Source organism: Actinomadura harenae, from assembly GCF_003696215.1.
GTDB classification, from domain to species: Bacteria; Actinomycetota; Actinomycetes; order Streptosporangiales; family Streptosporangiaceae; genus Spirillospora; species Spirillospora harenae.
This window is the reverse complement of record NZ_RFFG01000016.1, coordinates 50,067-67,174: the sequence shown is the minus strand read 5'-3', so window position 1 is coordinate 67,174 and position 17,108 is coordinate 50,067. Positions and strand designations below refer to the sequence as shown.

The window sequence follows — 17,108 nt, the reverse complement described above, 5'->3', positions numbered from 1 at the left end:
GTGATCACGGCGGCTTCGGCGGCCGTCGGGTCGTCGTGATCACAGCGCGTTGCCTCGGGTTCGAAGCCGGGCACCGACCTTCACTCGCTCGCCATGCGGGCGATCATGAGGCTCCGGGTGCTGTCCGGGATGGGATGGACGGCCGTCGTTCGCAGTCCCGCCCGGCTCAGCAGGTCCTGGTATTCGTCCTTGGTGCGCTCGCCCCCTTGGGGGAACATCACGGCCATCCTCATGTCCAGGTCGAAGTCGCCGCGGCCGGTGCCGCGCTGAGATGAAGGCAGCAGATCCTCCACACACCACAGTTCGGCGGCGGGGCCACCCGCCACCAGCGCCGAGCGAGCCTGCCGAAGGATCGCGGCACAAGCGTCGTCGCTCCAGTTGTGCAGGACGGACGCCAGAATGACCCGCTGTGCGGGAGGGCAGGTGGTGGTGAACATGTCTCCCGCGATGACCTCGCATCGATCGGTCAGGCCCTGGTCGGCCAGATGACGTGTGGCGTCTTCGGCGACGGAAGGGCGTTCCACCAGTACCCCGCGCACGTGGGGGTGGCGGCGCAGGATGGCGGCCAGCGTCATGCCCTGGCCGCCTCCCAGGTCGACCACGGTGCCGACTCCCTCATGATCGCGGGCGGCGAGGGCCATGCTGACCGGGGTGCTGAGGGTCGTCATGTAGCCGTTGAAGGCCGCCGCCAGTTCCGGGTCCCGGTGGATGCGCTGGTAGGGGGAGTCGTCGGAGCCCGTCGGCGTGGGCGGGCCCGTCAGCAGCTTGTCGGCCAGACCGGCGGCCGCCTCCCGCCAGGGAGCCGACCCGTTCAGCAGTACCCCGGCGCGCAGGGAGCCGACGGTACCGGGGATCAGCAGCCGCCCGGCGGGAGACAGGCGGTAGCGAGATCCGGACGAGCCGCTGACGATCCGGTACGACTCCAGGGCTCTCAGCATTCGCCGCATCAATGGCGGATCGCACTGACAACGTTTCGCCACCTCGTCGCTGGTGAGCTCGCCGTCGGCGAGAGCCTGCGGCCCCGAGACCCGCACGAAGGCGTACAGCACGCTGAACCGCATGGCGCCGTTGATCAGGTCCCGCACGACCGAACCCGCCGCCCCTTCTCCGTCGTTCATTCTCTCCATCCCTTCGGACGGCCGGCCGCGAGGGCGAAGTCGAGACCTCACGTGCCGGTGGTGCGTTCGGTCCATCGCAGCGGCAGGCTGTCGGGGCCGTGGATCATGGCCAGGTCGTCCCGCCAGGTGATGGGGCCGCAGACGGTGGGGGCGCCCAGGCGCGCGGTCAGCACGGTGAGCGCTTCGGCGAGTTCCATCTGGGCCAGGGAGCGCCCGAGGCAGTGGTGGGCTCCGCCGCCGAAGTTGATGTGGCGTGCCGCGGGTCCGCGGCGGACGTCGAAGACGTCGGGGTCGGGAAACTCGGCCGGGTCCCGGTTGGCCGCGGTGATGGAGCAAAAGACCATTCTTCCGGCGGGCAGGTCCAGACCGCGGTAGGTGAGGTCGTGCGCGGCGTAGCGCGTGATCAGGCGCGACTGGGGCGTCCAGCGCAGAACTTCGTCGACGGCCGAGGGGACCAGGGCCGGGTCGTCGCGCAGCAGGTCCCACTGCTCGGGGTGCTCGGCGAAGGCGATCAGGGCGCGGCTCAGCTGACGGGCGGTGGTGTCCTGCCCGGCCCACACCAGCAGCAGGACCATGTCGTGCAGTTCGGCGGAGCTGAGGGCGCCGCCGTCGTCATGGGCGTTGATCATGGCGGTGAGCAGGTCGGGGCCGGGGGCCTCGCGCCGGTGGGCCACCAGCGAATTCACATAGGAGCCCAGCTCGGCGATCGCGGTTTCGACGCTGCCGACGACCTCGGGTGTGAGCCCGCCGGCGGCGAAGACGGCGCCGAGGTCCCGGGCCCAGGAGTGGAACCGGTCGTAGTCCTCGGGCGGGATGCCCATGATCCGGCACAGCACCAGGGTGGGTAGCCGTTCGGCGTACTCGGCGACGAAGTCGTGGTCCCCGCGGGAGGCCAGGCGGTCGGCCAGGCGCGCGGCGGTCGCCGCGGTGAAGGCGCGGACGTCCTCCACGCGCGCGGGGGTGAACGCCTTGCCCATCAGGCGGCGCAGGCGCTGGTGGGGAGCGCCCTCCAGGCTCATCAGGGTGCTCATCCACCAGTCGTGGAGGACGCCGTTGTCGATGTTGTGCAGGTCCATGTATCCCTGGCCGCCGAGCCGGAAGCGGGGGTCGTGCAGGAGAGCGGAGACGTCGTTGTAGCGCAGCGCGATCGGCCCGATGGGGCTGTCCGCGTACCAGTTGGCTTGCTGGGCCGCTTTGACCTGCGGGCTGGTGAAGCTGAATCCGGATTCGAACAGGTCCAGGTGGGCCACGGATGCTGGGGAGGTGGTCATGGCGTCCTCGATGCGTGACGGAGGTGGAACGGGGCGGTGCTCAGGGGCGCGTGGCATCGCGGGACTCGCCGCCGCCGGTCGGCCGGTCGGCGGGCTGCTCGATGTACTCGAAGACCGCGCCGTCGGGGTGCTCGGCGATCAGACGTCGGCCGTTGGGGCTTGCGGTGGGGCCCTCCCGCAGGACTCCGCCGCCACCGGTGACGCGGCGGGCGACCAGGTCCAGATCGGTGACCACGAGAGTGGCGGCACGGTCGGCGACCTTGTCGGCGCCGGGACCCGCCAGCAGAAGGAAGGGGCCGACGCCGGCCAGGTCGATCCCGGCGAAGGTGAAGCGCTGGACGGCGTCGGTGTCGATGAGGGTGCGGTAGAAGTCGATCGCGTCGTCGAGGTCGGCCACGACGATCCTGGCGATCACCTTGGTGATGAGGGGCATCGTTCGCTTCCAGAGTGGTCGTCGGCGGATGTTCGGTCCGAGGTCACCAGGTGACGGGCAGCTGGTGGACGCCGTAGGTGACGTTGGACCGCCGGTAGGCGATGTCGTCGAACGGCACGGCCAACCGCAGGGTGGGGAAGCGGCGCAGGAGAGCCGGGAAGGCGATCCGCATCTCCATGCGGGCCAGCGGCACGCCGACGCAGTAGTGCAGGCCGTACCCGTAGGCCAGATGGGCCTGGGGGGTGCGGGTGAGGTCGAGGGTGTCGGGGTCGCGGAAGCGGGCGGGGTCCCGGTTGGCGATCGGGAGCGCCACGAGCACCTGCTCTCCGCGCCGGATGAGGGTGCCGCCGACGCGCACGTCCTGCAGCGCCGTGCGGATCTCTCCGTGGTTGGGGATCGAGACGTACCGCACCAGTTCGTCGACCGCCCGGTCGACGATCCAAGGGTCCTCGCGCAGCCGCCGCAGCTGCTCGGGATGGCGCAGCAGGGCCAGGGTGCCGATGCCCAGCATGTTCGCCGTGGTCTCGTGCCCGGCGACCAGCAGCAGGTTGCCGATGCCCACCAGTTCCTCGTCCGTCACGTCCGGCCCGTGGGCTCGGATGATCCGGCCGAGCGCGTTGTCGCCCGGGGCGTTCCGGTTGGCCTTGACCAGGGCTCGCATACCGGCGCGCAGCGCGTCGCGAGTGGGGATGAGATCCTCCACCGGGGTCATCACGTCGGTCATGACCTTGGTGAGGGCGGCGAAGTCGAAGCCGTGGCCGTCCGGGACGCCGAGCAGCTCACGGATGACGGTGGAGGGGAAGGGCAGCGCGAAGGCGGAGATGAGGTCGACGGGCGGCCCGGCGGCCTCCATGTCCGACAGCAGGCGGTCCACGATGGCCTCCACGCGCGGAGACAACCGGCGCATCCGCGACGGGGAGAACTCTCCGGCGACCATCGCCCGCAGCCGGGTGTGCTCGGGCGGGTCGCATTCGATGAACGTCCCGGGCTGTTGGTTCTGAAGCTCGGCGGCCAGGGAGGCGTCCCGCGCCTCGGGCAGGACGATCCCCAGCGGCGTCAGCTGGCTGCTGAAGCGGCGGTCGCCCAGAACCCTCCTGCCGTCGGCGAACCGGGTGACCAGCCATATGTCGCCGCTGTTGATCCGCACCCGCGAGATCGGCTCCTCGTCCTGTAGCCGCCGCAACCGCGGATCGGGGTCGAAGGGGCACGCCTCGTCGCGGCGGTAGGGCAGCGGCAGTGTGCCGAGGGCCGCTGCGGCGTGGTCCTCGCCCGCGGTGTGGCCGGTCATCGCTCCTGCTCTCCGCGCTCGTCCTGCGTGCCGTGGGCGGTGTCGGCCGCGGACTCCACACCGGTCGGATCCCCGCCGGTCGGGGCACCGGTGACGGGGACGTCGGTCACCCACCGGCAGTTGCGCTCACCGAGTTCGTTCCGGACGCTGATCCCCAGTTCAGCGGCGGTACGGTGATGCAGGTCCACGCAGTACTCGCATGGACGGCCCAGGGTCAGCTGCACGCCCTGCTCCCGGGCGCGTTCGCGGTAGTCGTAGATCCCGCACCGACGCACTTCCAGGACGGTCCGGTCGGCCTCGTCGACCCGCGTCGTGTCGGACCCGTAGACGTCCAGCATGCTGTTCAGGCCGGTCAGCAGGTCGCGCGCCTGCGCGGCCCGGTCGGGCAGCTGGCGGCGCATCGCGGCGGCGTTGATCTCGGCGACGTGCTGCGTCCATTGGGGCAGCCGGTCGGCGCCCATGTACCGTTCGATGGCCGCCTGGGTGCGGAAGTACACGCCGAGGACGAACTGGGCTTGCTGCTCGGCGGTCATCGTCCCTTGGGCGGCCATCGGGGTCCCGGCGGGTTCGGTGCGGGGGCGGGGGACATCGCGCGCGGTGACGGACGGCATGTCGGGGATGGCGTCCAGCGTCTGCAGGGTCTCCTGCAGCACCCCGCGGATCGGCGCCGGCAGTCTGTCCCACAGGGTGGTGTCGTCCAGGTCGAGCACCCGGGACAGCTTCCATCCCACGTAGGCGCCCTGGGTCGCCAGCGGCGGCAAGGACTCCACCACACGCAGCGCGAACGTCCTGGCCGAGAACATCTCCGCCAGGCGCCGCTGAAGGGCCGCGCACCAGCTCGTGGACGCCGGACGGTCGGTGGTGATCAGGCAGACGACATGGCGCCCGCGCAGGACCAGCATGTAGTTCAGCGGACGCGGCCCCTCGCCGACGGCCACGTCCGACGGCCAGAGCAGCGCCTCGACATCACCCTGCCGGACATGGAGATCGCCGAGCGCGAAGACGTCCTGTTCGCGGCCCAGCGTCCGGACGACGGGCTGCGCCGACCCGCAGCGACATCGTTCACCGGTGATCTCGACCAGGTCCCCGGTGCGGTAGCGCACCAGCGGCCGGCTCGGCAGGTCAAGGGTGGTGACCACCAGCTCTCCGCGGTCCGGACCGCCGTCGATCAGGCGGATCCCCGAGTCGTCGCCGATCTCGGCCAGGTAGCTCTGGGACTGCAGGTGCAGGCGACCCCGCTCGCAGGTGACCGCGACCGTGCCGGTCTCCGAGGACCCGTAGGAGCACACCAGGGCCACGCTCCCAGTCAGCTCCTCCAGATGCCTGAGCAGGTGGGGGCCGGTCTGCTCGGCCATCAGCAGCAGCCGGGCGAACCGCGGCACCGGCTCGGCGTGGTCCAGCGCGAACTGCGTCATCTCCAGCAACCGCGACGCGGTGCCGACGTAGACGTTGGCCTCGATCTCCCGCACGATCGCCAGGATCCGGCCGTAGTCGCCGGTGACATTGTCGGTCCACAGCCGGGCCGACATCACCCCGAGGTACTCCAGGACCTTCTCGAACTGGTACCCCGCCGGCGCGAACGGCCCGTTGATCAGGATGAGGGCCACATCCCCGGGGACCAGGAAGCGCCCCCACATCTCACCGATGTTCATGGTGTTGACCACCAGGTCGTCCACCGCCTTGGGCGCCGCGACCGGATCTCCGGTCGTCCCGGACGACTCGTAGTAGTGCACGAACCGGGACGGCGGGATGTTCAGCGCCGCGTTCGGCCGCGCGCGCAGCACCGAGCGCTCCAGCAGGGGGAGCGCGCTCAGGAGGTCCCTGATCGCCTGCCGCGGTGAGACCCCCGCCGGCACGGCGGACGGGGTCAGCTCTCGCGACCGGCGCAGCGGCTCGGTGGCGAGGGGCGCGGACGCCGCGCTCCCCACCGTGGAGACCAGCTTGTCCCACTGGATGCGGTGCAGTTCGTCCGAGCCCGCCTGGGCCGCCTGGATGGCTCGCAGATGCGAACGCATCAGCGCCGCCACCGCGGCTCGCGTGGAGTCATCGCGCAACAACAGCATTCGGCTTCCCACCTCGCTGGGGCGTCCGATCGCCGCCGGGCCGCCGTTGGGACGGACAGGAACGTCCGCGATGGCAGCGGTGGGTCCACCAGCAGGAACGCGAAGCGATCGAAGCTCGCTGTATGCGTTCGTTCAAATACTCTGAGCTACTTCCCGACGCGGCAAGGTGTCAACCGCGCCCCGTCCGGAGGTGAGCGCAAGGTGGCCCCAAGGCGACCGGTCCGAGGCAGCAGAGGTTTGTCCGGTCGAGCTGGCGGAGGCGGGCACGGTTCGGCTGCGCGTGGTGGTCATGGCCGGCAGCTTCACGGCAGCCCATCAACGGTGACTATTCTTTCGCCCGGAGGCAGAACATGCTGGCCATCGAGGTGGGACCCGTCGACGTGGCGCGTACCCGCTACGCGATCTCACCGCTGGGCGAGGCGATGCAGGCGCTGCGCGTCGCAGCCGGCGTGCAGGCCGCCGGCCCGCTCCGGCCGTGGGCCGAGCGCATCGCGCCCCGGTACGAGCAGCTGCGCCGGCAGGTGCCCGCAGTCGGGGCGCTGACGGCGCTGTTCCGCCACGGCGCCTACAACGCCGACTTCATCCATCCGCCGCCGTCCGGCTCCGGTGGCGATTTCGCCGCTGAGCTGGCCGCCGTGCGCGCCACGCCCCTGCGCCGCGCACGTCTGGAACTGGACCGCAACCTGGAGGGACTGCGGACGCCGCCACGCTACGTGCAGCGCATCCTCGACGCGCCGGACGTGGTCACCCGGCTCGCCGATGCGCTCGAGGCGAGCTGGCAGGCGCTGGTCGAGCCGGACTGGCCGCGGCTGCGGGCGGTACTGGAGCGTGACCTCGTCCGCCGCGCCGGGTACCTGGCGATGTACGGGTGGGCGGCGGCACTGTCCGATCTCGACCCCCGGGTGAACTGGCGCTCCGAGGGACAGGCCGGGACCATCAAGGTGCGCACGGGCTCGCGTACCGAGTGGGACCGGCACCAGTTGGCCGGCAAGGGCCTGCTGCTGATGCCGACGGTGTTCGGCACTCTGATCAGCTACGTCGAGCCGCCATGGCCCTACGCCCTGGTCTATCCCGCCTGGGGCATCGCGGACCTGCTCGGCCCTGTGGCGCGTGCACCGGGCGGCGAGGCCCTGAGCCGACTGGTCGGCCCGCGCCGCGCGGACGTGCTGCGTGCGCTGGACGTGCCGGCAACGACGACGCAGTTGGTCGCCCAGCTCGGCCTGAGCCTCGGAACCGTCGGCAGCCATCTGGCGGTGCTGCGCGATGCTGGTCTGGTCACCCGCACTCGCACCGGCCGGGCCGTCCGCTACGAGCACACGCCGCTGGGCGCAGCCCTGGCGGCCGGCTGAACGCCGCCGTGCGGCACACATCGAACTCGCCATCCTCGCTGAGGAACTGAAGGCGAGCGACGTCGGTCTGGAGTTCCTCACCGGAGAACTGAAGGGCCTCAGTCAAGGAGTTCAGCAAGCGGCACGGCGGGTTCGTGGTCGAGAACGGCCAGGAGGGCGGCCCGTTCGCCGTCCAAGGCGGCACCGTGTTGCCGGCCAGCGCGCGGTTTCGATACGTCGGCGATATCCCTCCGTTCCTACGATTGAGAGCATGCGTGTGCCGGTTGTGGAGAATGAGCCCTACATGGCTGAGGCCATCCGCGCCGGACTGCGCCTGGAAGCCAGGGCTTCCGGGTTCGAGCTCGGCGCTGATGACTACCTCACCAAGCCGTTCGAGCTGCAAGAACTCGTACTCCGTCCCGGAGCTCTCGACCGCAGGCATGCCCATAAGAGGCCGCCAGTGCGGGAGTTCGCCGACCCGCGCAAGCGGCTCGGCGAACCCTGGTCGATCGCCACGGTGCCTGGCGTCGGCCACCGCATCGGTACAGGACCGGAAGCCGGGAGTGAGGGAGACGAACGTGGATAGGGCACCTGGGTTGAGCGTCCGCCTCAAGCTCGCCTTCAGCTATGCCGGATTCCTCATGATCGCAGGCGCCTTGCTGCTCGCCGCTGTGTGGGTGTTCCTCCTGCGAGGAAGGTCGAAAGGCCTGTATGTCGCAGATCTGTCCGACTTCCTGCGGGTTTTCCACCCGAGCAGCAATTTCGGCCCAGCCGTCTTCGTTCCGGCCGCGATACTGGTGCTGGCGTTCCTGCTGGTGTTCGGTCTCGCCGGAGGGTGGATTCTCGCCGGGCGGATGCTGGCTCCGCTGGCCCGCATCACCGATGCCACGCGCACGGCTGCGAGGGGGGCGCTCTCTCACCGGATCGAGTTGGAGGGGCGCCGGGACGAGTTCCGAGAGCTCGCCGACGTCTTCGACGGCATGCTCGCGCGGCTCGAAGCGCATGTCGCCGAACAGCAGCGCTTCGCGGCCAACGCCTCCCACGAGCTGCGTACTCCACTGGCGATCACGCAGACCTTGCTCGACGTCGCTCGCAACGATCCGAGCCGGGAAAGCAGCGAGCTCGATGAACGCCTCCGCGTCGTCAACGCCCGAGCGATCGACCTCACCGAGGCGCTGCTCCTGCTCAGCCGCAGTGACCAGCGCTTTTTCGCCCGAGATGACGTCGATCTGTCTCTCATCGCGGAAGAAGCCACCGAGACACTCCTCCCGCTTGCCGAGAAGCATGGCGTCGTCATCGAAACCTCCGGGGACATCACCCCCACCACCGGCTCTCATGCGCTCCTGCTGCAGTTGACCACGAATCTCCTGCACAACGCGATCGTCCACAACCTGCCGGAGTCCGGCACCGTTCAGGTCAGCACCGCCGTCGGCCCTGAGGACGCCGTGCTCACGGTCGAGAACACCGGCGACAAGCTCAGCCCGCACGTGGTCTCCACCCTTACCGAGCCGTTCCAGCGCGGCACTGAACGCATCCGCAGCGACCATGCAGGGGTCGGCCTCGGTCTGGCGATCGCCAAGAGCATCACCCGAGCGCACGACGGAACGCTCTCGCTCACCCCGCGCGCCGATGGCGGGCTACGCGTCACGGTACGGCTACCTGCGACAGCCCGGCAGGCCCGGTAGAAGCGGGACGAGCTTCCAGCCTGGCCGGTGTACCCGTGTCGCCCGGCTCGGCGTTCAGCCGCTGCTCACCGCCGCGCAGCGGTAGCGGGACGTACACGGCCGGCAGGCCGACGGCGGCCAGTTCCGCGCACGTCATCGCTCTCGAGCGACAGATCACGAAGTCGGCCGCGGCGTAGGCGTACTGCATCTCGTCTACGTAGGGCATGACGACGTAGGGCGGGTCGGCGGGGTCGGGGCCCGGCCCTTCGACCACGTGCTGCGGCTCGGTGATGTGCAGCACCTGCACGCCGGTCGCTCGGCGGGGGCGGTGAACACGTGCGTCGTCATCCGGGCCGCCAGCCGGTTGGCCGCTCCGGGCCGGGCGTTCGCCTCGTGGATGACGATCGGCAGGCCCTGCCTGTGGGCGGCAAGGTAGGCCGGCATGGCCACATGGCCGCCGAAGCCCACCACGACCTCGGCCAGGACGCGGTGGAGCACGGCCTCGGCCGTGGGCTCCAGACGACGTAGGGCGTCGGCGCAGTTCATCGCGGCTCGATGTGTCCTGCCGAATGGCCACCGGCGACAACGACGCGCGGTGGCGGCTCGCCTGGCATCACGATGTCCTCCTGATCATTATTCCTCGTTTCGCGTGAAACCGCTCGAACACATGCATGGGTAGCGATGCGGAGTCTGAATTGTGGGAGTAGCCCGACGGATTATGGAAACGCACTACGCCGTCATCGACCGCATAGACCAGCACGAGGTGGCCCCCGCGCTGGGGCTCGCGAGTGTTCGGGTCGCGAATCTCAGGTGATACCGACGCGATCATGACCTGCCCGGGTTCCACCTCTCGGCCGGATACCTGGATGGGCGTGTGCTCGACCAGTTCGCAGTGAAATCCGAATTGTGAGCCGACCCAGGCCATGAACGGCCGGTAGATGAGTCCTTGAACCTTGCCGGAGGGCTCCACCACGTAGCAGCCCCAGTCGAGGGCTTGTGCGAGGAGTTCACCCATCGGTAGCCGGATGTCGGTCCAGCCGTGGAGCAGCGACTGTAGACACGCCAGACCGCAGACCTTGCGGGACCAGAACAGGTACTCCCTGCTTGAGCGGTATCCGTCGGCGGCCCAGTCGTGCAGTCGCGATGGATCGGCCCCGCCCAGGAAGACCTCCAGCCCGGACGGGCCGGTGCGCCGCATGACGACCTCGTCATTGCGGTCCAAATTCCTCCACTGGGAGATGCAATGGAGACTTCGGTCACGTGATGGGGAAGTCGAAGTAGGCATCAGGATGGGGCTCGTTTCTTAGCGTGTAGTGCCACCATTCGCAGTCGTAACGATCGAATCCGCAGTCCTCCATGATGGAACGGAGATGCTCGCGGTTGTGGGCCTCGGCCGGCGTGATTTCGCTGGCTTGATGACGTGAGATCGGGTCCATGAGGTCATGGCCGCCACCCATGGGAACAAGCTCACCGGTGGCAAGGTGATAGAGGGTCAGATCCACGGCGCCGCCCCTGCTGTGGCCCGACTTCGCGGCCACATACCCCTGCGTGACCATCTCGGCCCGATCGATGTTCGGGTAGTGGTGCGACTTGGTCCGGCCGTCCTCGGGCTGTTCCGACCAGCGGAGGAAACAGTCGACGGCGCGTTGGGGGCGATACCCGTCCCAGAGAAGCAGCCCGAAGCCGAGAGAGGCCGCCTTCCGGCGCGCTCGCTCCAGGGCCGCGCTCAGGGACCGGGTGCCGACGATTCGATTCGCGAGATAGCCGTCCACCGGTTTGCCGGTGAAGTTGTCCCAGGTGGCGTACTTGGCGTCCCAGCGGACGCCCGGAACCCAGTCGTCGATGTAGACGAAGTCGTCGTTCATCGCTTCGTCCCGTGCAGCGTCATCGAGATGAGCCGGTCGATCACGTCCGAGAGCGACAGTCCCGCGGCGGCCATCATTCGCGGGTAGCGGCTGTAGGACGTCATGCCGGGCATGGTGTTGACCTCGTTGAGCACCACCTGTCCGTCGTCGGTGAGGAACATGTCGACGCGGGCGAGTCCCCTGCAGCCCAGGGCGCGGTAGACGGTCTTGGCGGTCTGTTGGGCGAGCCGGCGCGAGTCGTCGGAGATGTCGGCGGGAACGATGAACGTCGAGTTCTCCGAGCCGGTCTCGGGGGAGTCCTCCTGGTGGATTCTGAAGAATCCGTGCGAGAGGTCGACGCGGTCCACCTCGCCGGTGACCAGGCCGGACCGTTCTTCGAGGACCGCGCAGCCGATCTCGCCGCCGGCCACCGCCTCCTCGATCAGAACCTTGAGGTCGTACTGTCGCGCTGCGCTCAGCGCGCTCGGCAGCTCATCTTTCTCGGTGACTTTACTGACGCCGAACGATGAACCTGATCGGGCCGGCTTCACGAACACGGGATAAGGGAGGCGGTCGGGGTCGACCTTCTCGTTCTCCGCGACGACCCAGAAAACCGGCGTCGCGATTCCTGCGCTCTTCGCGACGGTGTAGGCCAGGGACTTGTCCATGCACACGGCCGAGCCCTGGATGTCGCAGCCGACGTAGGGGATGCCGGAGAGCTCCAACAAACCCTGGATCGCGCCGTCTTCGCCGAGCCTGCCGTGAAGTATGGGGAAGACGAGGTCGAGGCGCACCGTCTCATAGCCAACCTGCCCCATGACCAGCAGACCGTGCACGCTTCGGTCAGGTGACAGCGTGACGGGTCGGGCGCTGCCGCTCTCCCAGCCCGCGGCAGGGCCGTCGCACAGTATCCAGTCGCCGTCGGCCGTGATGCCGATCCAGAGCGGCTCGTACTTCTCGGTGTCGAGGTTCCTCGCCACCTCGCGCGCTGACTTGACGGAGACGGAGTGCTCCTCGCAAGCGCCTCCGAAGATGAATCCGACCTTCAATCTGCTCATGCTGTTCTCCCGCTCTCGAAGCTCAGGCAGTTGATGAGAGTGTTCTCGACGATGTCTTTCAGGGCGTGGTCGGTGTCATAGGCGGAGTGCGGACTGATCAGCACGTTCGGCAGGCGCTGCAGTCGCGCCAGGGCCTCGTTCTCGAAAGGCCTGTTTCGACGGTCGGTGTAGAAGATGCCGTCCTCGCCTTCGAGGACGTCCAGTGCCGCGCCGCCCAGCCTGCCGCTCTCCAGTGCGGCGAGGAGCGCCTCGGTATCGAGCAGCGGTCCGCGACCTGTGTTGACGATGTACGCGCCGGGCTTCATCCGCTCGATGCGATGGCGGTCGAGGAGATGGTGGGTGTCCGCGGTGAGCGGGGTGTGGAGCGTCACGATGTCGCTCAGTTCGATCAGTTCGTCGAAAGGCACGTGGCCGGGTGAATCGTGAGATCGGTTGTTGTGGGCCAGCACGCGGCAGCCGAAACCTCGCAGACGCTGGATGACCGCTGCGCCGATGCGGCCTGTGCCGATCACCCCGACGGTCAGGTCCCGCAGCTCCTTGCCGCGAGTTTCGCTCAGCCGATAGTCATGAGCGTCGGTGCGGCGGATGGTGGATTTCGCGTGGCGCACGGCCATCAGCATCAACATCAACGTGTAGTCGGCCACGCTGTCCGGCGAGTAGGCGACATTGCCGACCGAGATACCGACGCGCTCGGCGTACTCCAGGTCGATGTGGTTGCAGCCGATGCTTCTGGTGGAGATGTATTCCACACCGGCTTTGCTGAGCGCCAGAAGCATGGGACCGGTGACCTGGGTCTTGTGGTTCACGCTGACGCATCGGTTGCCACGTGCAAGTTCAGCGTTGGTCTCGCAGACGGCGCCCTCGGTGATGGTCAGCGACAATCCAAGGCGTGCCCCCATCTCCCGGAACAAGGCGGCATCGTCCTGACCGCATCCGAAGACCGCGAGTCCTGTTGGTGGGATGGGCGAGGAAGATGGCTCGGCCATCGTTCGGGCGCGACGGTCCGTGGCCACTTCGCTGTAGATCGAACCCGATTCGCTGAAGGGCATGTCTCAAGTCAAGACAGCGCCGTGTTGTCAGCACGTATGCGAATCTCGATACGCGGCCGATATTCCGCTCTGATCTGACTGCGCAGGGCGCCGCCTGGACAGGGCGCACATCGGTGCTTCCCCCGGATGACCGAGTCCGAGGCGTGGAAGGCCGGCCGCGGAGTGGTTCGGGGCGGCCGGTCGTTTTGTGGGGAGCCGCGCCTACGAGGCCTCGACGGTCGCGGTGGCGCGTGTTTTGCGCTGCGCGGTGAGTACGGAGTCGAGCAGGCCGGGGAACAGCTCGTTGAGTTCTTCCCGGCGCAGTCGGACCAGCCGGGATCGGCCCTGCACCGTCGTCCACGTCACGCCGGCCTCGCGCAGTACCCGGTAGTGGTGCGACAGCGTCGTCTGGTGCACGTCGAGTTCGGCGCCGATCGCGTTGCAGAAGTCCTCGCCCATCTGGTCGAGCCGCAGGACGAGGTCCAGTCGCACCGGGTCGGCGAGAGCGCGAAGCACCTCCACCAGCCGGATGGCCTCGGTCGCCGGTTGAGACACCTCACGCATCGCCGCTCCTCGTGGTCCGCACACCCGCACCCTAGCACTCATTGATACATGGACAAGTATCAATGTATTGGCCTAGGGTTCCGCTCTGTACTTCCGAGGTTCCTCTGGAAAGGCGGCACCCTCCGGTGTTGAAACGACTGCTTCCCCTGGCCCTGGCGACGTTCGCCGTAGGCACCGACAGCTACGTCATCGCGGGCCTGCTCCCGGCCATCGCCACCGACCTGCGGGTGTCCACGCCCGCCGCCGGGCAGCTGGTGACGGTGTTCGCCCTGGTGATGGCCGTGTCGGCGCCGGTCATGGGCGCGATCACCAGCGGGCTGGACAGGCGGTCCGCGCTGCTGATCGCGTTGAGCGTCTTCGTGGTCGGCAACGCCGTCACCGCCGTCGGCACCAGCTACGAGGTCGTGATGTTCGCCCGCGTCGTCACCGCGGTCGGAGCCGGGATGATCAACTCCGCCGCGTCCAGCACGGCGGGGGCCATCGCGCCCCCCGAACGCCGGGGCAGTGCGTTGGCGTTCGTGTTGGGCGGCCTCACGTTGGCGACGGCGCTGGGCCTTCCCCTGGGCACGCTGATCGGCCGTAGCGACTGGCACGTCACCCTGTGGGCCGTCGCCGGTGTCGGCCTTGTCGCGATCGTCGGAATCGTCGTCGGCCTGCCCAAGGTGACGCTCCCCGCCGCCTCACTGGGGGACCGGCTGCGTCCACTCAAGCAGGGACGGGTCCTCTCGCTGCTGGCCGTCACCGCGCTGGCCTTCGTCGGCGCCTACATCCTCTACACCTACATCGCCCCGGCCCTGAAGGACGCGACGGACGGCTCCGAGTCGCTGTTCACCATCGTCCTTCTGGCCTGGGGACTCGGCATCCTTGCCGGGAACATCATCGCCGGACGGCTCGTCGACCGGCACGACCCCGCGCGTGTGCTGACCGCTCCGCTCGTCATCGCCGCCGCCGCCCTCGCCCTCACCTCGGTCGCGACGTCCACGTACGCGTCCACCCTGGTCTGGGCGGCGGTGTGGGGCGTGGCCCTGGGCATCGTCGTCGTGCCCCAGCAGCACCGGCTCATCGCGCTCAGCCCGGCCGCGGCGCCGGTCCTGCTCGGCCTGAACTCCTCGGCCATCTACATCGGGATCGCCCTCGGCGGCGGACTGGGCGGACTCGCCCAGGAGTCGTTCGGCATCGCGCCCCGCTCCCTCGGCCTGCCCGCCGCCGCGGTCACGACGCTGGCGCTGCTCTACCACCTGACGACCGTGCGCCGCCGTCCGGCCGCGGCACCCCAGCCGACCCCCTCCACCCCGGAGCCGGCCGAGGCGTGACCCTCTGACCGGAGCCCCGGACCGTCACCGGTTCCGGGGCCTGAACGCCCGTTCTCACCCCTGACGTCGCGGCCTCATGACGGGTCTTCGAGTTTGACCATGAACGCGTTGTCAGCCGAGTACCGCCGAACCCCGACCGGGAGATACATAAAGGCTTCATATAAAAGTGCTATGTTTCCGGCATGAGCCACCGAGACGCCGCGCACGGCGCTTCCGATGCCATCGGGACAGCCCTCTACGGTCTGGCCACCAGGGCCGTGAAACGCCTTCCCCGCGACATGAGCCTGACGTCCGCCGCCACCTTGGCCACCCTGGACAGGACCGGCCCGCGACGCATCACCGACCTGGCGGTGGCCGAGGGCGTCACCCAGCCCGCGATGACCGTCCTGGTCCGGGTGATGGAGGAATCCGGGCTGGTCGAGCGGAAGGGCGATCCGTCCGACAAGCGGGTCACGCTGGTGTGCCTGACCGAGGCCGGCGCGTCGTACGTCCGGACGCGGCACCAGGCGGGCGTCGACGCGTACGCGCGGTTGATCGACGAACTCACCGGTGACGAGGTCGAGGCCTTGGCAGCGGCCCTTCCGGCGCTGCTGCATCTCGCGGAGCTCGAAAGCCACGCCCGGCAGGAGTCGGACCGGTGACCGAGGCCCAGGCTCATGACCAGCCCGTGAACACCGCCCCGAAACGTTCCGAGGCACGTCTGCTGGTCCCCGCCCTGATCTTCGTCGCCCTGGTCGTGGCGGCGGTCGGCAGCCTCGGGACGCCGCTCATCACCAGCGTGGCGACCACGTTCCACGTTTCCCTCGACAGCGCGCAGTGGACGCTGACCATCGCCCTGCTCAGCGGCGCCGTCGCCACACCCGTCCTCGGCCGGCTCGGGGCCGGTCCGCACCGGCGGGCCACGATTCTCGCCACGCTGGCGATCGTCGTCGTCGGCAGCGCGCTCACCGTGCTGCCGCTGCCGTTCGCCTGGCTGCTCGTGGGCAGGGCGGCCCAGGGCGTCGGACTCGGCCTCACGGCGCTGATGATGGGCGTGGCCCGCGACCATCTTCCCGAGCGGCGCAGCGCGGCCACGATCGCCCTGATCTCCGTGGTCTCCATCATCGGAGCCGGCGTCGGCTACCCGCTGGCCGCGCTGCTCGCCGAGTTCGGCGGACTGCGGGCCGCCTACGGCCTCGGCCTGCTCGTCACCGCCCTCGCCTTCGTGACCGCGTGGCGCTCCATGCCCGTAGCTCCCGAAGGCCGCTCCGCTCAGGTGAACGTGGCTGGTGCGTTCGTCCTGACGGGTGGACTGCTCCTCGTCCTGTTCCTGGTCGGCGAGAGGAGCCTGTGGAGCCGACACCTCGCCGTGGCGGTGACCCTTGCCGTCGCCGCCGTGCTCCTGCTCTGCGCCTGGACCGTTTCCGAGCTGCGGACCACGACGCCCCTGGTCGACGTCCGGGCGGTACGGCACCCGGCGGTCGCCGGGGCGAACATCGCCATGTTCGTCGGCGGGAGCGGCATGTACCTCCTGCTCACGCTCATCACCCGCTACGCGCAGACGCCGCACAGCGCCGGCTACGGCTTCGGACTGACCACCTTCGTTGCGGGGCTGGTCCTCATCCCGTTCTCCGTGCTGGGGTTCGTCGCCGGCAGGCTCACGCAGCGGGTCCGGGAACGGATCGACGGCCCCCTGCTCCTGGCCGGCAGCGCCGCCATCGTCGGCGGCGGGTTCGTCCTGTTCGCCACCGCCCGGTCCGACCTGGCCGAACTGCTCGCGGCCATGGGCGTGCTGGGCTTCGGCGTCGGCGGCTTCTCGGCCGCCATGCCCGGCGTCATCCTGGCCGTCACGCCCAAGAGCGAGACGTCGAGCGCCATGAGCTTCAACTACGTCGTCCGCAGCGTCGGGTACTCCCTGGGCAGCGCCATCGGCGGTCTGGTCCTGGCCGCCGGCACCGCCACGGGCCACCTCTTCCCGAACGAGGACGCCTACACGACCGCGGCGCTGGTCGGCGTCGCCGCGATGGCGATCACGACGATGGCGAGCCTCGCCCTCGCCCGCCGACGCTCACCCGAGACCGATCCGGCCACGGCCCCGGTCGGTGAGCCGGGCCAGGGCCGGTCGAGTCGCACCGAAAGCTGAGGATCGAAACGTCC

Annotated in this window: 16 protein-coding genes and 1 pseudogene; 6 read left to right on the top strand and 11 right to left on the bottom strand. The window is 69.3% G+C overall.

The window, feature by feature from the left end; all coding sequences use genetic code 11:
- Positions 1-80: 80 nt before the first annotated feature.
- From EBO15_RS11595 to EBO15_RS11575, 5 genes are read right to left on the bottom strand one after another with little or no spacing between them, the layout of a single operon-like run.
- Positions 81-1,118 (bottom strand): methyltransferase, encoded by a 1,038-nt coding sequence (locus EBO15_RS11595; protein ID WP_158628190.1) that lies wholly within the window; start codon positions 1,116-1,118, stop codon positions 81-83.
- Positions 1,119-1,165: 47 nt separating this feature from the next.
- Entirely contained in the window at positions 1,166-2,389 is a 1,224-nt protein-coding gene (locus EBO15_RS11590) for a cytochrome P450 (RefSeq protein WP_158628189.1), read from the bottom strand.
- A gap of 40 nt (positions 2,390-2,429) precedes the next feature.
- A complete protein-coding gene (locus EBO15_RS11585; protein ID WP_122194347.1) occupies positions 2,430-2,822 on the bottom strand; it encodes a VOC family protein in 393 nt (130 codons plus the stop codon).
- 43 nt (positions 2,823-2,865) lie between these two features.
- Positions 2,866-4,110, bottom strand: coding sequence for a cytochrome P450 (locus EBO15_RS11580; protein WP_122194346.1), 1,245 nt, complete (start codon positions 4,108-4,110; stop codon positions 2,866-2,868).
- Positions 4,107-6,125, bottom strand: a complete 2,019-nt coding sequence (locus EBO15_RS11575) for a phenylacetate--CoA ligase family protein (protein WP_158628188.1) — start codon at positions 6,123-6,125, stop codon at positions 4,107-4,109. Before EBO15_RS11575 ends, EBO15_RS11580 begins: the two co-directional genes overlap by 4 nt.
- 398 nt (positions 6,126-6,523) lie before the next feature.
- Between EBO15_RS11575 and EBO15_RS11570 the strand changes: the two genes are divergently transcribed.
- The 3 genes from EBO15_RS11570 to EBO15_RS11560 all read left to right on the top strand — a co-directional run bounded on the left by EBO15_RS11570 (position 6,524) and on the right by EBO15_RS11560 (position 9,186).
- Positions 6,524-7,522: an ArsR/SmtB family transcription factor gene (locus EBO15_RS11570; RefSeq protein ID WP_199744475.1), complete on the top strand. Its 999-nt coding sequence runs from the start codon at positions 6,524-6,526 to the stop codon at positions 7,520-7,522.
- Positions 7,523-7,772: 250 nt separating this feature from the next.
- Complete coding sequence (locus EBO15_RS11565) at positions 7,773-8,087, top strand: response regulator (protein ID WP_122194344.1); 315 nt, start codon at positions 7,773-7,775, stop codon at positions 8,085-8,087.
- A 10-nt stretch (positions 8,088-8,097) separates the two neighbouring features.
- Entirely contained in the window at positions 8,098-9,186 is a 1,089-nt protein-coding gene (locus tag EBO15_RS11560) for a sensor histidine kinase (protein ID WP_325051896.1), read from the top strand.
- Between the two features lie 43 nt (positions 9,187-9,229).
- Here the strand turns inward: EBO15_RS11560 and EBO15_RS11555 are convergent.
- The 6 genes and pseudogenes from EBO15_RS11555 to EBO15_RS11530 all read right to left on the bottom strand — a co-directional run.
- A pseudogene (locus tag EBO15_RS11555) lies at positions 9,230-9,779 on the bottom strand (glycosyltransferase); the annotation flags it as partial.
- Positions 9,779-10,387: a hypothetical protein gene (locus EBO15_RS11550; RefSeq protein WP_122194342.1), complete on the bottom strand. Its 609-nt coding sequence runs from the start codon at positions 10,385-10,387 to the stop codon at positions 9,779-9,781. The pseudogene EBO15_RS11555 and the gene EBO15_RS11550, both read right to left, overlap by 1 nt.
- A gap of 34 nt (positions 10,388-10,421) precedes the next feature.
- Positions 10,422-11,030, bottom strand: coding sequence for a D-Ala-D-Ala dipeptidase VanX (gene vanX / locus EBO15_RS11545; protein ID WP_122194341.1), 609 nt, complete (start codon positions 11,028-11,030; stop codon positions 10,422-10,424).
- Positions 11,027-12,067 (bottom strand): D-alanine--(R)-lactate ligase, encoded by a 1,041-nt coding sequence (gene vanA, locus EBO15_RS11540; RefSeq protein ID WP_122194340.1) that lies wholly within the window; start codon positions 12,065-12,067, stop codon positions 11,027-11,029. The genes vanX and vanA overlap by 4 nt, the downstream gene beginning before the upstream one ends.
- Positions 12,064-13,053: a D-isomer specific 2-hydroxyacid dehydrogenase family protein gene (locus tag EBO15_RS11535; RefSeq protein ID WP_122194402.1), complete on the bottom strand. Its 990-nt coding sequence runs from the start codon at positions 13,051-13,053 to the stop codon at positions 12,064-12,066. Before EBO15_RS11535 ends, vanA begins: the two co-directional genes overlap by 4 nt.
- 264 nt (positions 13,054-13,317) lie before the next feature.
- A complete protein-coding gene (locus EBO15_RS11530; RefSeq protein WP_122194339.1) occupies positions 13,318-13,659 on the bottom strand; it encodes an ArsR/SmtB family transcription factor in 342 nt (113 codons plus the stop codon).
- A 128-nt stretch (positions 13,660-13,787) separates the two neighbouring features.
- On the opposite strand from EBO15_RS11530, the gene EBO15_RS11525 reads away from it, so the two are divergent.
- The 3 genes from EBO15_RS11525 (at position 13,788) to EBO15_RS11515 (ending at position 17,094) form a co-directional block, all read left to right on the top strand.
- Entirely contained in the window at positions 13,788-14,972 is a 1,185-nt protein-coding gene (locus tag EBO15_RS11525) for an MFS transporter (RefSeq protein WP_199744474.1), read from the top strand.
- 182 nt (positions 14,973-15,154) lie between these two features.
- A complete protein-coding gene (locus EBO15_RS11520) occupies positions 15,155-15,613 on the top strand; it encodes a MarR family winged helix-turn-helix transcriptional regulator (RefSeq protein ID WP_233616119.1) in 459 nt (152 codons plus the stop codon).
- On the top strand, positions 15,610-17,094 hold the full coding sequence (locus EBO15_RS11515) for an MFS transporter (RefSeq protein ID WP_199744473.1): 1,485 nt from the start codon (positions 15,610-15,612) through the stop codon (positions 17,092-17,094). The genes EBO15_RS11520 and EBO15_RS11515 overlap by 4 nt, the downstream gene beginning before the upstream one ends.
- Positions 17,095-17,108: the final 14 nt, after the last annotated feature.

Coding starts and splice junctions, on each gene's coding strand:
- EBO15_RS11595 (WP_158628190.1), bottom strand. CDS start 1,118: ATGAACGACGGAGAAGGGGCGGCGGGTTCGGTCGTGCGGGACCTGATC.
- EBO15_RS11590 (WP_158628189.1), bottom strand. CDS start 2,389: ATGACCACCTCCCCAGCATCCGTGGCCCACCTGGACCTGTTCGAATCC.
- EBO15_RS11585 (WP_122194347.1), bottom strand. CDS start 2,822: ATGCCCCTCATCACCAAGGTGATCGCCAGGATCGTCGTGGCCGACCTC.
- EBO15_RS11580 (WP_122194346.1), bottom strand. CDS start 4,110: ATGACCGGCCACACCGCGGGCGAGGACCACGCCGCAGCGGCCCTCGGC.
- EBO15_RS11575 (WP_158628188.1), bottom strand. CDS start 6,125: ATGCGTTCGCATCTGCGAGCCATCCAGGCGGCCCAGGCGGGCTCGGAC.
- EBO15_RS11570 (WP_199744475.1), top strand. CDS start 6,524: ATGCTGGCCATCGAGGTGGGACCCGTCGACGTGGCGCGTACCCGCTAC.
- EBO15_RS11565 (WP_122194344.1), top strand. CDS start 7,773: ATGCGTGTGCCGGTTGTGGAGAATGAGCCCTACATGGCTGAGGCCATC.
- vanX (WP_122194341.1), bottom strand. CDS start 11,030: ATGAACGACGACTTCGTCTACATCGACGACTGGGTTCCGGGCGTCCGC.
- vanA (WP_122194340.1), bottom strand. CDS start 12,067: ATGAGCAGATTGAAGGTCGGATTCATCTTCGGAGGCGCTTGCGAGGAG.
- EBO15_RS11535 (WP_122194402.1), bottom strand. CDS start 13,053: ATGGCCGAGCCATCTTCCTCGCCCATCCCACCAACAGGACTCGCGGTC.
- EBO15_RS11530 (WP_122194339.1), bottom strand. CDS start 13,659: ATGCGTGAGGTGTCTCAACCGGCGACCGAGGCCATCCGGCTGGTGGAG.
- EBO15_RS11520 (WP_233616119.1), top strand. CDS start 15,155: ATGAGCCACCGAGACGCCGCGCACGGCGCTTCCGATGCCATCGGGACA.